This window comes from Burkholderia sp. S-53, from assembly GCF_025560745.1.
In the GTDB taxonomy this organism is placed as follows: domain Bacteria; phylum Pseudomonadota; class Gammaproteobacteria; order Burkholderiales; family Burkholderiaceae; genus Burkholderia; species Burkholderia pyrrocinia.
In genome coordinates this window covers 2,752,060-2,766,727 of the sequence record NZ_CP090484.1, presented here as the reverse complement: position 1 = coordinate 2,766,727, position 14,668 = coordinate 2,752,060, and the positions used below count along the sequence as shown (strand labels likewise).

At 62.8% G+C, this 14,668-nt stretch carries 11 protein-coding genes; 6 read left to right on the top strand and 5 right to left on the bottom strand.

Translation table 11 applies throughout. The features are described from left to right. Window positions 1–56: 56 nt before the first annotated feature. The 5 genes from LXM88_RS34510 to tssB all read right to left on the bottom strand — a co-directional run bounded on the left by LXM88_RS34510 (window position 57) and on the right by tssB (window position 6,374). Window positions 57–821: a DUF3304 domain-containing protein gene (locus tag LXM88_RS34510; RefSeq protein ID WP_262543964.1), complete on the bottom strand. Its 765-nt coding sequence runs from the start codon at window positions 819–821 to the stop codon at window positions 57–59. Then, complete coding sequence (locus LXM88_RS34505; RefSeq protein WP_262543963.1) at window positions 814–1,806, bottom strand: DUF4123 domain-containing protein; 993 nt, start codon at window positions 1,804–1,806, stop codon at window positions 814–816. Before LXM88_RS34505 ends, LXM88_RS34510 begins: the two co-directional genes overlap by 8 nt. Beyond that, window positions 1,806–4,157 carry a type VI secretion system Vgr family protein gene (locus LXM88_RS34500; RefSeq protein WP_262543962.1) on the bottom strand — a complete coding sequence of 784 codons (2,352 nt, stop codon included), beginning with the start codon at window positions 4,155–4,157 and terminating at the stop codon, window positions 1,806–1,808. Before LXM88_RS34500 ends, LXM88_RS34505 begins: the two co-directional genes overlap by 1 nt. Before the next feature lie 80 nt (window positions 4,158–4,237). Beyond that, the gene (tssC, locus tag LXM88_RS34495; protein WP_262543961.1) at window positions 4,238–5,788 is read right to left on the bottom strand and encodes a type VI secretion system contractile sheath large subunit; all 1,551 of its coding nucleotides are present in this window, start codon (window positions 5,786–5,788) and stop codon (window positions 4,238–4,240) included. 73 nt (window positions 5,789–5,861) lie between these two features. After that, window positions 5,862–6,374: a type VI secretion system contractile sheath small subunit gene (gene tssB, locus LXM88_RS34490; protein ID WP_034185094.1), complete on the bottom strand. Its 513-nt coding sequence runs from the start codon at window positions 6,372–6,374 to the stop codon at window positions 5,862–5,864. Window positions 6,375–6,949: 575 nt separating this feature from the next. On the opposite strand from tssB, the gene tssK reads away from it, so the two are divergent. From tssK to tssE, 6 genes are all read left to right on the top strand, one after another. Then, a complete protein-coding gene (gene tssK, locus LXM88_RS34485; RefSeq protein ID WP_262543960.1) occupies window positions 6,950–8,299 on the top strand; it encodes a type VI secretion system baseplate subunit TssK in 1,350 nt (449 codons plus the stop codon). Then, a complete protein-coding gene (locus tag LXM88_RS34480) occupies window positions 8,299–9,054 on the top strand; it encodes a DotU family type IV/VI secretion system protein (RefSeq protein ID WP_412524162.1) in 756 nt (251 codons plus the stop codon). Before tssK ends, LXM88_RS34480 begins: the two co-directional genes overlap by 1 nt. After that, the gene (locus LXM88_RS34475; RefSeq protein ID WP_412524161.1) at window positions 8,964–10,814 is read left to right on the top strand and encodes an OmpA family protein; all 1,851 of its coding nucleotides are present in this window, start codon (window positions 8,964–8,966) and stop codon (window positions 10,812–10,814) included. Before LXM88_RS34480 ends, LXM88_RS34475 begins: the two co-directional genes overlap by 91 nt. A gap of 94 nt (window positions 10,815–10,908) precedes the next feature. Further along, entirely contained in the window at window positions 10,909–11,394 is a 486-nt protein-coding gene (locus LXM88_RS34470) for an Hcp family type VI secretion system effector (RefSeq protein WP_006479553.1), read from the top strand. Between the two features lie 139 nt (window positions 11,395–11,533). Then, window positions 11,534–14,248, top strand: coding sequence for a type VI secretion system ATPase TssH (tssH, locus tag LXM88_RS34465; RefSeq protein ID WP_262543957.1), 2,715 nt, complete (start codon window positions 11,534–11,536; stop codon window positions 14,246–14,248). Further along, a complete protein-coding gene (gene tssE, locus LXM88_RS34460; RefSeq protein WP_262543956.1) occupies window positions 14,245–14,667 on the top strand; it encodes a type VI secretion system baseplate subunit TssE in 423 nt (140 codons plus the stop codon). The genes tssH and tssE overlap by 4 nt, the downstream gene beginning before the upstream one ends. Window position 14,668 lies beyond the last annotated feature (1 nt).

Below are 14,668 nucleotides of genomic sequence, written 5' to 3'. Positions count from 1 at the left end.
TCGCACACTCGATCCCGGAGTCGACCTGGATGATCGGCATCCACCACTAAAGATGCCTAATCAAAGCGACCTTGCTTGATTTTCCGAACAACGACATCCGGCAAGCTCACCATCGCCGCACCGAACGCACCCGGCTTGCCTTCCGTCTCCTTCAAGATCCGCTGCGCCACCGGATGTTCATCAAATTTTGGATTGACGAGCTGCGTGTAGTACACGTACTGCTCCAGATCCTTCGTGTCAGTCAGTCGATACTTCAGCCACCCTTGCGATGCAACACGTGCCGTTCGTCTAAACGCGACAGCCATGTCCGCATCATCGGGGTTCGCCGCCTTCCCGTACTTGGTCTGAAACCAGTGGTCTACTTCCGTGTAATCGATCCTCGTCCCGCTCATGTCGTTACGAATCTCAAACTCGATGTGATCGTCCGGATAAAAGTGCACCGCAAGCACATCCTCACCCGCTCCGCCCTTGACTTTTGTCGGCGGAAATTTGACCGCAGTCGTCTTGTGGATCTTCTTGATCGGAGCATACAAATCCTTGATGGCTTCATCCGCGTCATAGACTTCCCAATCGACCGTGAAATCCGTTCCCTTCAGCTTGTAGCAACAACTCAACCTCCCGGCACCCGCACCCGGCGGCAAATCTCCCCCTCCGCCCGCTCTGTTGCCATATTTGTCTCGAATCGTGAACTCGCTCAGATTGAACGGCGTGTAGTTGAGCCCCATGATGCTGACACCGCGGTAGGTCGGCTCGGACGAAAACGCGTCGCAGCCGGTTAGTGCTGGCACTACAGCCAATATGACGAAGAACCGCCTAATCATGCGAGGCCCCCTCAGAATCCTCGGATTCCGACCTGACGCGAGACGCCTCACGCAAAACATCAGCATCGATGCGACTCAACGCGTCCCGAAACGTCTGCTCGCCGTTCATCGCGCTGGCCAGCCGCTTCCGAATCAGCGGATGTTCATCGAATCGCGGCGAAATGACGACGCCCTTTGAAACGTAGTTCAACAGGTCGTCTTGGTCAGCTATACGGTATCGGTCAGCACGTTCCAGTTGTTCCGAAACACGTTGGTAAAGCGTCAAATCCGTGAAATCGTCGAGCATTGCTCCATACATCGTGCGCAGTTGCATCACGAGCTTGTCGACGCGACCGAGCCGCAGCAACGCCATGTGCTGCTCCACTGCCATCACAGGCTCCCCCTCGACGATTGCATCGGCCACACCCGCATCGTTGCACCATACGATCTCGTTCGATTCGCGATCGCGATACCAGATCTCTACGCACGGCGAGAGAAACGTTTGTGCCTGCTCTCCGCTCCAGACTATCCGTAACCTGGCGAGAATCCGGTTATCGTAGAAATGCAGGAAATACGCGCGCTTGTCTGGCGTTGAATAACTACAGAACGATCGAAAATGCTCAACCAGAGACTGCGTCGGAAGCGGAGACCATATCCACGTCAGCATGTGCAGCCCGCTCGACTCTTTCCAGAGCCGCCGGACAAGCCGGCTTTGCAGATCGTGCGGATCATCAAGTGCGAAACGATCGATCGCAATCAAATAGGGGGCAATGTCCGTGTAGGACTCGATAACGGTACCGTCCCACAGCGAGCGCCATTCCAGCCTTGGAACCTGAACCAGCAGTTTGTCGAGATCCGGATTTGCGCGTGCATCGACGAGTATGTACAGGTACGCCGGAACATCGGCGGCTTCGAATGCGTCGAACTGCGACAACAATCGATTGCGCCACACCTCCCATGCCGCATCCGAACCACCGGCCGGCATCGCACGCTCGGATCCGCTCATCAAGCAACCTCCGTCATCGCTTCGACACCACGGTGCGCATCCAGCAAGCACTCCTTGCATGGTCCAATTGGCATGCTCGGCAGCGGAGCCGAAAGCGAGGCGGGGTCGGTCCAGTGGAAATTTCCGCACTTGAGCGTGATATCTCCCGGGCATCCGAGTTCGATGTTGCCGCCGTCGATCTTGAGGTAGGCACCCCCACTGGTCAGCGTAAGGGCTCCCCGCGAGGCAGCGAGAATCGCGCCATCGGCACTGGTAAAGTTCATGTCCTTCGACGCGGACAGCGCCATCGCACCCGTACGGGCCTGGACAACAACATCCTGCTTGGCTGCGGTGACCCGCACCCCCTGTGCCTGCGCGAAGAGCGACACCTGTCTTCCCGCTGCAACGGTGAAGTTCCGCATAATTCCGACGTCAAAATTTCCGCCGGCAGTCGCAATCAGATTCCCGTCCGCATTGACCTGCAAATGCTCCCCGGACGTGAGTCCGATACCTGACGGCGCACTCACGAGAACTGCCGCGCGCTTCAAGCCGTCGAGCGCTTCCGCATAGAACGACTTCTGTTGCTGTAGCTCGGCGACGGTCGCCTCCGCGGCTCGTACTGCCTCGGAAAGCGACTCCATGCGATCGATCGCCCGCTGCAACTGCTCCTGGGCGTCTTTCATGTCGAGCTGGTGCCCCGTCGCGCCCACCTGCGCCTCGGTACTCAGCAACATACCTTTCGGGCCGCGCATCGCGAGATGCCCGTCGGTGCGCAATTCGGCACCCTGCCCTCGTTGGTTGCGGGCGTCGTCGACCATGTGCCCCAGATTCAACTCACTGGTCTGATTCGGCGTGGTCAGGTGGATATGCTCGACACCCTCCTTATCCTCCATCCGCAACTCATTCCGCGCAGTAGTCCGAATCAGGTTCCGCGTATGGTTCAGGTTGTTGACCAGATCCGGATGCACGCTGTCGTGCATCGCCCCGATGATCACCGGCCGATTCGGATCGCCGTCCGTATGGACAATGGCCACTTCAGCGCCATCGATCAGCGGAAAGTGATGTCCATAGTTGTCGCCGCTATACGGCTTCGCAAACCGCACCGGTCGGCTCGTCCCACCCGGGCTCCATTCATCGAGATCGAACGGCAGCTTGATCACGTACCAACCCTGCTCGGTCAGATACGCATACTTGTAATTGCCCGGCGACGTAATCCGTGCAGGCAAGATCCCGTCGACCACCGGCCGCGAAACCGACGCCATAGGCGTGCGCCATACCCGATCCGACGGAATCCCCTCGAACGCCACCCAATACGCCTCACTGCGCCCGCCGTGCGACTCGACCGACGTCACGAAAATCCCGTGCTTCGCATCGACCGGATTCGGCTCGACCCGCATCACCTCGCCGGCTTCGAGCCAGAACGGATTGCCCGTCCCCTTGAAGATGATCTGTCCGGCCAGATAAGCCTCGTGCCGCAACCGGGCCACGCGCTTGCCTTCCTCCGGCGTCTCGTAATGTTCGCCCCAGCGATAATCGACCGAGTTCGTCGTCTTGTCGTCACGCGCGACGTTTTCCTCGACCAGTAGCGACACCCCGGCCTGCCGATGGTTGTAGTCATGCAATCGCACCGTTTCCGGCACACGCTGCATTTCACGCCCAAGCGTCTTGATCGCATCGGCCCCGACGCTCTCCAGCCCCGAATCGCGACGATAGGGAACCGTGCGCTGCTTGCGCGAATAGGCATCCAGATCGTCGCCGAACACGACCACCGCGCGATCCTTCTTCTGTTCCCACCGGAACCAAATCCCAGCCTCGGCGCAAATCCGCCGGATGAATGCGAACGTGGTCTCGCGATACTGCGTCACGTATTCGCGACGCTTGTACTCGCGTCGCAACCGGAACTGAAAATCGACGCCCGCGCGATACCCGTAATGCCGCAACGTATCGGTCACGATCTCTTCGACCGACTGCTTCTGAAACAGCCGGCTGGTCACCCCGCGATCGAGATCCGCCAACGTCGGCTCCAGCACGACCCGATAGCGCGTCTCGTCAGCCGACGTCCCAAGCTCATCGAACCGGGTGATGATCCCGTGCACCGTATACGCTGGCGGCTTCGTGCTGAATTGTCCGGCGTTCTCCCCGAACATCTTCAGCAGATACCCCATGTCCGGATCGACCGGATCGACGATGAACTTCGCCGGCCGACCCAGCACCTGATCCATCGGAATGCCCGCAACCGGGCTCGTGAATTCGATCTCATACCGGTACAGCTGGCTGATCCGGTCCAGCCCGGTGAACGTCAGGATCGAGAACGGCGCCGGTTGCGGCGCCAGTTTCAATTCATAAGCCTGCGAAGGCAGAATCATCGACATGGGATCTCTCGGTTGCGCGAACATGCGGCACGCCGGGGCGACTCTCGCCACCCCGGGCGCCTCACACGACTAACGCCTGATCAGTTCTTGGCCTTCGGCATCTGCGACACGAGCGACAGCCCGATGTCCATCCCTTCGACCTGGAAGTGCGGCACGATGAACAGCTTGATCCGGAAGAAACCCGGGTTGTCGTCGATATCCTCGACCGTCACCCTCGCGTCGCGCAGCGGGTGCGACGCCTGCAACTCGTCGCCCGGATCCTTCATCTCGGTCACGAGCCCCTTGATCCAGCCGTTCAGTTCGAGTTCGAGCAGACGGCGATCCTTGGTCGTGCCGATGTTTTCGCGCTGGATCAGCTTCAGGTAGTGCGCGATGCGCGACAGCAGGAAGATGTACGGCAGCCGCGCGTTGATGCGGCTGTTCGCCGTGGCTTCCTTCGTCTCGTACAGCGCAGGCTTCTGCGTCGAGCTTGCGGAGAAGAAGCATGCGAAGTCGTGGTTCTTGTAGAACGACAACGGGATGAAGCCGAGATTCGCGAACTCGAATTCGCGCGTTTCCGGGATCAGTACCTCGGTCGGAATCTTCGGCTGATAGCCGGTGCCGAGGTCGTACAAGTGAACCGGCAGATCCTCGACCTTGCCACCCGCCTGCGGCCCGCGAATTTGCACGCACCAGCCGTTGCTCACGAAGCTGCGCACCATGTTCGCCGCGAACGCAAACGATGCGTTCACCCACAGGTACTTGTTGTGATCGGGGCCCTTGACGGCCTCCTCGTAGTTGAACGCCCGCACCGGCGCCGTATCCTTGCCGTACGGCAGGCGGCCGAGCACGCGCGGCATCGTCAGGCCGACGTAACGCGCGTCGTCGGTATCGCGGAAGCTCTTCCACTTGATGTATTCGGCGCGATCGAAGTAGTTGCCGATGTCCTGGATCGCCGCCACTTCCTCCATCGACTGCTTGCCGAAGAACGCCGGCCCGACCGAGCCGATGAACGGCATGTGCGCGGCGGCGGCGACCTTCGAGATGTTCCGCAGCAGCGCAACATCCATCGGCGAATTCGCAAACTCGAAGTCGCTGATCATCGCGCTGATCGGCTGGCCGCCCGGCGTGTCGTATTCCTCGATGTACGTCAGGCGATACAGGCCGCTCTGGATCAGTTCAGGCGTGTCCTCGAAGTCGCGCTGCAGCGCATCCTTCGACACGTCCAGCACCTCGATTCGCGCGTTCTTGCGGAAATCGGTGCGGCTCACGAGCATCTTCAGGCCGCGCCAGCGTGCTTCGAGCGCCTGGAATTCCGGCGCATGCATTACCGCGTCGAGCTGGCGGCCGATCTGCCGGTCGATCTGGCCGATATGGAAGTCGAGCAGCGACTTGTCCAGCCGGTCGACCGGCTGGCTCGCCTTCGCGACGAGCTCGAGGAACGCGCCCATCCCGCGCGCGATACGCTCGTCGGCCGACGCCTCGGACAGCATATCGTTGTCGCGGAACGCCTCGAGCGGGCGCGCTTCGTTGACGGGCTTCAGGTTGATCTTGCTGCACAGCGATGCATAGACGCTGTCGATATCCCCGCGCGGGGCGTCCAGCACGACGGCCTCGGTCGCGCTGGCGTGCTGCGTTTCAGTGGGTTTCATCTCGGGTCCTGTCTGCGATCGAATCGCTACGATGTTGCGGAATGCGCTGAACGCGCTCTTTGCCCAGCGTCGCTCACGCATGCCCTTCCGGCTGCGTCGCGGCGGTCGCGATCTGCGCGAGTTCGCCACGAAGCTTCGCGGACAGGCGGTCGTCCTTCAGCACCTTCTCGAACTCGCGACGGAACGTGCCGTTGTCGAGCAGGTTCGACTTGAGGTCGCGCAACAGATTGCGCATCGCGAGCAGCGCCTGAAGCTCGGGAATCTGGCGCGCCACCTGCTCGGGCTCGAAATCCTTGATCGACCGGAACGACAGGTTGACGGGCAACTCCGAACCATCGCCGGCCAGCGTGTTGTCCGCGGCGATCTTGAGATCCGGCGCGTAGTCGGCCAGCACGGCATCGAAGTTGTTCTTGTCGATGTTCACTTTCTTCCGCTCGGCCAGCGGCGCCTGCTCGCGGCCGGCGCTGAAGTCGCCCGCCACCAGCAGCTTCAGCGGCAGCTCGACCTTCTTTTGCGCCCCGCCCGTATGCAGATCAAGGGTGATCGACACCCGGCTCTTCGGGATCTCTCGCTGAAAGCTATCCAATTCGTTCTCCTTATCTCAGGAAGCTTGAAGACTCCGCGATGCGCACCCGCAACCGCCGGTGCACCGTCGTGCACGTCACCTTTGCCCAACCCCGCAACACGTATTGACGGACGACCGAATCGGATATTCGCGGCACGACATCCGATTCAGGCGGCAAAAAATATCACGCCCTTTCACATGAAGTAAACCACCAAAATCAAAAATCGATCACCAACCCAACAAGCAGCTTCAAGAATAATACTAGTACGAATACAGAATCCGCCCACCCATCGCACCCGACCGAGATCAACCAATACTCCAGATCAATCTCAAATACAGAAAAATATCACCCACCCCATTGATTTCTATTGACAAAATACAGCCACAATAGCCACACCAATCCCAATAAAATCGCTCACCAAGAATCCGTCAATTACGAAAATCACTTCAACCTCACAATCTCAAAATAAATCACACACATATCTCGATATCAATGACACATTTGTCAACGATTCGCCAAATCAAGGGGTATACGAAATCGGAAAACGATGGTTAGAATCGTCGCCTCATAATTCCTAATCGATATAGACCAAACCATGCGGATCGAAAAGCCGCTCTGGCATGAAGGGCTGATTCTTACGCAGCAGCATTTCCAGCAGCAGGACCGCTGGAACGGGTTCGCGCTGCAACAACTGGCGTCGGCCATTGCCGTATCGCCGTGGGGAACGCTGAACGTCGACGTCGACGAAGAAGCACTGGCCTCCGGCCGCCTGAAGCTCACGCGGCTGCGGCTACGCTTCCCGGACGGCACGCCGGTCGACACGACCGTCGCAGACGCACTGCCGCCCGCTCGCGACCTCGTCAGCGAAGTTCCTGCCGATACCCAGACCGTCGAGGTGCTCGCCGCACTCGCGTTGCCCGATGCGAACGGCAGCAACTGCCGTTTCGACGAAACGGCGCTGGCCCGCCCGCGTCGCGCGTACCGCGAATTCGTGAAGGTGACGGACCTGAACGGAACGGCGGAAACCGAAATCGCCGCCGAGCGCCACGCGGTCCGGTTGCTGTACGGCCATGAATCGCACGCAGACGATACGGCATGCGCGATAGCCCGCCTGACGCGCACGACGAGCGGTCAGTTCCAGATCGATCGCGAGTATGTGCCGCCCTGTCTGTCGCTATCGGGTCACCCACTGCATATCGAGCGCATCCGGCGGCTTGCGGATATCCTCGCCGCCAAAAGCGCGCTCCTCGGCGCGCGGCGCAGCGAGCGGATCGAGCAGGTGGCCGAATACGGCGTCGCCGACGTCCAGCTCTTCTGGCTCCTGCACTGCATTCATCAAGCGTGGCCGCAACTGCGCTTCCTCGCGTCGCATTCGGCGCAGCCCACGGATCGCCTGTACCAGGTACTCGCCCAGTTGGCAGGATCGTTGACCACGTTCTCGACGCGCGTGTCGCTGACCGACATCCCGCCTTACGATCACGCCGCTGCACATGAGGTCTTCGCGACGCTCGAATCGCTGATCCGCGATCTGCTGGACGCGATCATCCCGTCGCGGGTCGTGTCGATCGGGCTTTCGCACACGACACCGACAACCTGGGCCGGCCAGTTCCGTGACGAGCGCATCGTCGAAGGCGCGGCGGACTGGTACCTGTCCGTCAACGCCGCGCTGCCTGCATTCGAGCTCGTCGAACAGTTTTCGCGCCTGTGCAAGATCGGTGCGCCGGACGACGTCGAGCACATCGTCAACTCCGCGGTGGCCGGCATTCCGCTCAAGGCCGTGCAGCGAGTGCCCGGCGCCATTCCGGTTCGGCTGGACAACCACTATTTCGCGCTCGATGCGCATGACGCCGCGCATGCGCGGATGCTCGCCGCACGCGCTTGCCAGATCTACCTGCCCGCGTCGATTCCAGACGCGTCGATCGAACTCTATGCGGTGCTGCGCTGATGAACGCCTTCGTCTCCACTCGTCACGAATCCGCGCTGCTGCCGCGGGAGCCATCGTCCGGCCGCTCGCCCCGGCCTTCGATGCGGGCGCTGCTGCGCGATACGGCGCTGCTCGTTACCCACCTGTCGAACGGTGGGCAGGTCGACAGCCACGAGAACCTGCGTCAGCAGTGCATCCGGCTCATCGCGCAGTTCGCGACGGCACTCGATGCGCAAGGAATCGCCGCCGATATCCGGGACGACGCCGTCCTCGCCCAGTGCGGGCTGATCGATGAAGCGGCATTGCGGTACCTTCCCGCATCGGACAAGGGGAACTGGGAGTCGCGACCGCTGCAGGTCGAGCGCTTCGGCACTCACGATGCGGGAACCCGCATCTACGAGCGCCTCGATCATCGGATGCGCGAACCCGCGCCGAACGTCGACCTGCTCGAATGCTATGCGGCCGTGCTCGGCCTCGGGTTCCGCGGCCGTTACGCTGCCCGTTCGGGCCTCTCGACGGAAACCCACGACGGCGAAGCGAAACGTCAGGCCGTGATCGCTGCACTGGTCACTCAGATCGATCAGCTGCGACCGGCCGCGCAGCCGGGGTTCGTCACTGACCGCACGAACGCGCGGCTGATCGACCGGCTCAGACGCCTGTCGCCGTGGGCGATTGCGGGAATGGCATGCTTGATCGCGATATGCGTGTGGTTCGCGTGGGATCGCATCCTCGACGCGGAACTGGCACAACTCGTCCAGAAAGCGAAGCGGCCGTGACTTCCGATACCGCTCTCCCGCCGGCGGCAACACGCGCCGACTCCGATGCCGCGCGCGCGGCCCTGTCGGGCCTCGGCTACCCGCTGCGCACGGTCGTGATGATATCGGCCGCATTGGCGCTTGCCGTCATCGGATGGGTTTTGCCCGTCGACCGCGGCGTCATGTGGGGATTGGTTGCGATCGTCATCGCGCTTTCGGCGCTGATCGTCTGGTTGCATTCGCGCAGGTTGACGCATGCTCGCGAACGGAACGTGCACGTGCTTGCGCAACTCGGCGCGGCGACCGCCGACCTGCCCGTCGCGCTACGCACCAGGATGCCGCTCGCCCTCGTCACCGGGGACGGCCTGCCCGCCCTGTTCGATCGCGACGCAACCCGATCGCGTTTCGTCCATGTCGGCGACGGCGCCATCTGGTTGCGGGCCGATCGCCCCCAGGATCTTCCCCGTCTTGCCGTCACCGTCCGCCAGTGGCGGGACGGTCATGCCCCCGATTGCGTCGTGTTGTCGGTCGCGCCGGGACTTCATGCGAACGATGATGTGTTGTCGCAAACGCTGCGCGTTATCCGGCAGGCGATTGCAGACACTTCGCGCATGCTTGGCGCGCCGCTGCCGGGCTACGTCGCGATCTATCAGCGGCTCTCCGATACAGCCGCTTCAGCGGGGCCGGCGGCCCAGTGGTATGGCGTATCGGCAGGCTCGCCAATCGCGGACATACACCGTTTCGACTCCGCAATCGACGCAGCCGAATCCGATGCCCTCCATGCCGACGGAAGCCACGCAGTCGCGGCACGCGCCGCCGGGATCGGCGCAATGATCGGATGGACTCGCCGTACCGTATTCGACACGCTGACGGACCGACGCCAGCCTGCGTCGCCCTGGCCGCTGTTCGGCGCCGGCTGGATCGACCATGGTCCCGCGACGGGCCCCGGCAAGCCATGGGAACGTGAAGTCCGATCGCGCATCGGTATCACGCCGGCCGCGCTACCTGCATCGCCTTCCCCATGGCCGCTGCCGCAACCGCTGATCGACACGATGCCGCACCGGTCGTGGCGATCACCGCGCTTCACCGCGGTCGCGCATGTCGCCGCGATCGTTGCTTGCGCAGCCATGGTCGCCATCTGCGGCGCCGCGAAAAACAACGAAACGCTGATGACCCGAATCGGCGAACACGTCGAGCGCTACAACCGTCTTCCCGCTGCGCAAGACGCCGCGAAGCGCGACGCGCTCAAATCCCTTTCGTCGGACCGCGACCAACTCGACCGGTATGCCCGCATCGGCGTTCCGCTCCGACTGTCGTTCGGCACGTATCGCGGCGCACAACTGCTGCCGATGCTCGACGACGCGATCGCCTCCTACGAACCGCCCGCGCCGCCGCCCGCCGTCGTCACGCTGGACAGCATGTCGCTGTTCGACAGCGGCAAAGCACAGCTGAAGCCTGGCACCACGCGCGCGATGGTCGATGCGCTCGAACTGATCAAGGCGCATCCCGGCAAGCGCGTGCTTGTCGCCGGTTATGCGGACGACCAGGGCCGCCCCGACCGCAACCTGAAGCTGTCGATCGACCGCGCGACCGCCGTGCGCGACTGGCTCGTCGATGCATCGGGCTTGCCGACGACGCAATTCGCGATTCAGGGCTACGGCGATACGCGGCCGGTGGCGGACAACGCGACATCCGAAGGACGGGCGAAGAATCGCCGGGTCGAAATCACGCTGGTGCCCGATATGCCGGCGCCGGCCGCTTCGATCCGCACCGCGATGTAACACGCGTTTGGGTTCCTGGGGCATCCGCCCCGGGTTTGTCAGCGCCGGGCTCCGGTTCCGGCGATTCGCAGTACGAAGAAGAAGGAGTGAACAGATGGCAATTCCGGCCTACATGTGGCTCAAGGACGACGGCGGTGCGGACATCAAGGGTTCGGTGACCGTCCAGGATCGCGAAGGCAGCGTCGAACTGGTCGCGTTCGACCACGGCGTACACATTCCGACCGACGGCAACACGGGCAAGCTCACCGGCACGCGTGTGCACAAGCCGATCACGCTGACGAAAGAGACGGACGCGTCGACGCCCTATCTGTACAAGGCCGTGACGAGCGGTCAGACGCTGAAGTCGGTCGAGATCAAGTGGTACAAGATCGACGATGCTGGCAAGGAGAAGGAGTACTTCAACACGAAGCTCGACAACGTGAAGATCGTCGCCGTGAAGCCGAAGATGCTCGACATCAAGAACCCCGACTACGAGAAACACAACCATCTCGAAGACGTCGAACTGCGCTACGAGACGATCACGTGGTCGTACAAGGACGGCAACATTATCCACAAGGACACGTGGAACGAACGTTCCTGATGCGCTGACCGACCGGCGGAATCCGGCACGCTCGCGCGTCGGGTTCCGCTCCGCCGATCGCCCATTCGCAGTCGCACCCCTCGGTTCGCATTGGCATCGCCCGATGCACGCCCTCCTCCCTTCCTGATCCGCTATCGACATGACGCCGCCTCTCCGGGACGCCTCCCATCTCATTCGCCGCCTCAATCCCCATTGCACGCGCGCGCTCGAAGCCGCCGCGAGCCTGTGCCAGACCCGGCTCGCGGACGAAATCGCGGTCGAGCACTGGGTGCTGAAACTGATCGAAGCGGACGACGGCGACATTCCGGCGATCCTGCGCCACTACGATCTCGATATCGATGCGGTGTGGGATGCGTTGATCGACGTGATCGACCGCATGCCACGCACGTTGCGCGGCATGCCGGCACTGTCACGGCAGCTCGCCACGGTGATCGAGGATGCGTGGACGCATGCGGTGTCGGACGATTCCGACGGCACCATTCGCTCGGGCCACCTGCTGCAGGCGATCGTCGACGCGCCACACGTCTTGCGCACGCAACGTGCGTGGCCGCTATTGTCGGTTTCAAGCGCGCAGATCCGGCGCGTGCTGCCCCGGATCGGGCGGCGTTCATCCGAGAACGCACCCGATGAAACGACGTCGCAGCCGATAACGTCGCCAACCGTCGATCACGCCAGCCATGCAGAGACGGAAACCTCCATCGATCGTCACGGTCGGCAGGCACCGTCTCGCGCCACCGACGACAACGCCCTCGCGCGCTTTGCGCTCGACCTGACCGAAAAGGCCCGCCGTGGCGAGATCGACCCCGTCTTCGGACGAGACCCGGAGATCCGCCAGATGATCGACGTGCTGTCGCGCCGCCGCAAGAACAACCCGATCCTCGTTGGCGAGCCTGGCGTCGGCAAGACCGCACTGGTCGAAGGGCTCGCGTTGCGCGTGATCGAAGGCAACGTTCCGGAAACGATCCGCGACACGCGCATCCTGACGCTCGACCTCGGCTTGCTGCAGGCCGGCGCAGGCGTGAAAGGCGAATTCGAGCAACGGCTGAAGAACGTGATCGACGAGGTGCGGACATCGACGACACCCATCCTGCTGTTCATCGACGAAGCACATACGCTGATCGGCGCGGGCAACGCGGCGGGTGGCGCCGACGCGGCCAACCTGCTCAAGCCGGCGCTCGCGCGCGGCGAATTGCGCACGATCGCGGCAACCACGTGGGCCGAGTACAAGGAATATTTCGAACGCGATGCCGCGCTCGAACGGCGCTTCCAGGTCATCAAGGTCGACGAGCCGGACGACGACACGGCCTGCCTGATGCTGCGCGGGCTCGCAAGCCGTTATGCGAAACATCACGACGTCCACATTCGCGACGAGGCGATCGTCGCGGCCGTGCGGCTGTCGCGCCGCTACATTCCGGCCCGGCAACTGCCGGACAAGGCCGTCGACCTGATCGACACGGCGGCCGCGCGCGTGCGCATGGCGCTCGACGTGCCGCCGGTGGAGCTGCAGCAGGCACGCGCGACACTGACGGCACTCGAACTGGAACGCGCCGCGCTCGATGCGGATTCCCGTGCCGGGATCGGTGACATCGCCGAGCGGCGCACCACGATCGACGCGGAACACGACGCCGTGCGCGACACCGCCGACACGCTGCTCGGCCAGTACACGCGAGAACGCGAACTCGTCGACGCCTTGCGCACCCTTCGCGGCACGGCCGGCCACGCACCCGATCCGGCGGCCATTTCCAATGCCATCGATGCGCTGTCGACCGCTCAGGGCAAGTCGCCGATGATCGCCGCCGACGTTGACGCACAATCCATCGCGCGCGTTGTCGCCGAGTGGACCGGTGTGCCGGTCGGCAATCTCGTCGACGACGAACTGCGAAGCCTGCTCGCGCTCGAAGCGACGCTCGCCGCGCGCGTGGTTGCGCAGGACGATGCAATCGGTGCGCTGGCGGAGAGCCTGCGTACCGCCAAGGCCGGCCTGAAGAACGAGCACGCACCGCTCGGCGTGTTCCTGCTCACCGGGCCGTCGGGTGTCGGCAAGACCGAAACCGCGCTGGCACTCGCCGACCTGCTGTTCGGCGGCGAAGCCGCGCTGACGACGATCAATTTGTCCGAGTACCAGGAAGCGCATACGGTATCGCAGCTCAAGGGCTCGCCGCCCGGCTACGTCGGTTACGGACGCGGCGGTGTCCTGACCGAAGCCGTGCGCCAGCGTCCGTACAGTGTCGTGCTGCTGGACGAAGTTGAGAAAGCGCATCGCGACGTGCTCGACATTTTCTATCACGTGTTCGACCGCGGCGCGATGCGCGACGGCGAGGGACGCGAGATCGATTTCCGCAATTGCGTGATCGTGATGACGTCCAATCTCGGCAGCGCGCAAATCGACGACGCAACGGCCGAGCATCCGGCGATCACGCACGAAGCGCTGCGCGAAGCCGTTCATCCTCAACTGGTCGCGCACTTCCAGCCCGCACTGCTTGCGCGCTTTCAGACACTCGTGTATCGGCCGCTCGGCGCGGCGGCGCTCGCGTCGATCGTGCGGATCAAGCTGGACAAGATCGCCGAGCGCCTCCATCGGCAACACGCGGTGACCTTGACGTGCGCTGACGATCTGATCGAATCGATTGCGCAGCACTGCGTATCGCGCGAATCCGGCGCGCGCAGCGTCGACGCGTTCCTGAACCAGCGCGTGCTGCCGGTCGTGTCCCGCGAACTGCTTGAACGGATGGCATCCGGCACTGCGCCACGGCAAATCCTGTTGTCGGCCACCGCCGAAGGATCGTTGACGATCGACTTCATCGACGCGCCGGCGGCCGGCGATACCGGCACTACACGATGGAACGACCGATGACCGCAGGCCCCTCGCTCTACGACATGCTGCTCGGCCAGATCGGCGGAGAACCGATCCGCGCTTACGACGACCGGACGCTCGAATGCCTGAGCGTGCAACAGAACGTGCGCCGCATCCTCAATACGCGGGCCGGTGCGCTCAAGCACCTGCCCGACTACGGGCTAGCCGATCTCACGAATATCTACAAGGCACTGCCCGCATCCGCACACTTGCTCAAGCAGCAGATGGAAGCAACGCTGCTGAAGTACGAGCCGCGCATTCGCTCGATCGACGTCGGGATCGTCGACAACCGCGATCCCGGCATCCTGGTCAGCTTCGAGATGACGTGCCACCTGAAGAACGCCGGGCTCGTGCGCTTCGGCACCTACTTCGAGCCGCCGGACCGCCTGCGCGTCGAACGACGCATCGATCGGTCATGAT

What these genes read in the sequence shown, in the direction of transcription:
- LXM88_RS34510 (WP_262543964.1), bottom strand. Translation starts at nt 821, where the DNA reads ATGATTAGGCGGTTCTTCGTCATATTGGCTGTAGTGCCAGCACTAACC.
- LXM88_RS34505 (WP_262543963.1), bottom strand. Translation starts at nt 1,806, where the DNA reads ATGAGCGGATCCGAGCGTGCGATGCCGGCCGGTGGTTCGGATGCGGCA.
- LXM88_RS34500 (WP_262543962.1), bottom strand. Translation starts at nt 4,157, where the DNA reads ATGTCGATGATTCTGCCTTCGCAGGCTTATGAATTGAAACTGGCGCCG.
- tssC (WP_262543961.1), bottom strand. Translation starts at nt 5,788, where the DNA reads ATGAAACCCACTGAAACGCAGCACGCCAGCGCGACCGAGGCCGTCGTG.
- tssK (WP_262543960.1), top strand. Translation starts at nt 6,950, where the DNA reads ATGCGGATCGAAAAGCCGCTCTGGCATGAAGGGCTGATTCTTACGCAG.
- LXM88_RS34480 (WP_412524162.1), top strand. Translation starts at nt 8,299, where the DNA reads ATGAACGCCTTCGTCTCCACTCGTCACGAATCCGCGCTGCTGCCGCGG.
- LXM88_RS34475 (WP_412524161.1), top strand. Translation starts at nt 8,964, where the DNA reads ATGCTTGATCGCGATATGCGTGTGGTTCGCGTGGGATCGCATCCTCGA.
- LXM88_RS34470 (WP_006479553.1), top strand. Translation starts at nt 10,909, where the DNA reads ATGGCAATTCCGGCCTACATGTGGCTCAAGGACGACGGCGGTGCGGAC.
- tssH (WP_262543957.1), top strand. Translation starts at nt 11,534, where the DNA reads ATGACGCCGCCTCTCCGGGACGCCTCCCATCTCATTCGCCGCCTCAAT.
- tssE (WP_262543956.1), top strand. Translation starts at nt 14,245, where the DNA reads ATGACCGCAGGCCCCTCGCTCTACGACATGCTGCTCGGCCAGATCGGC.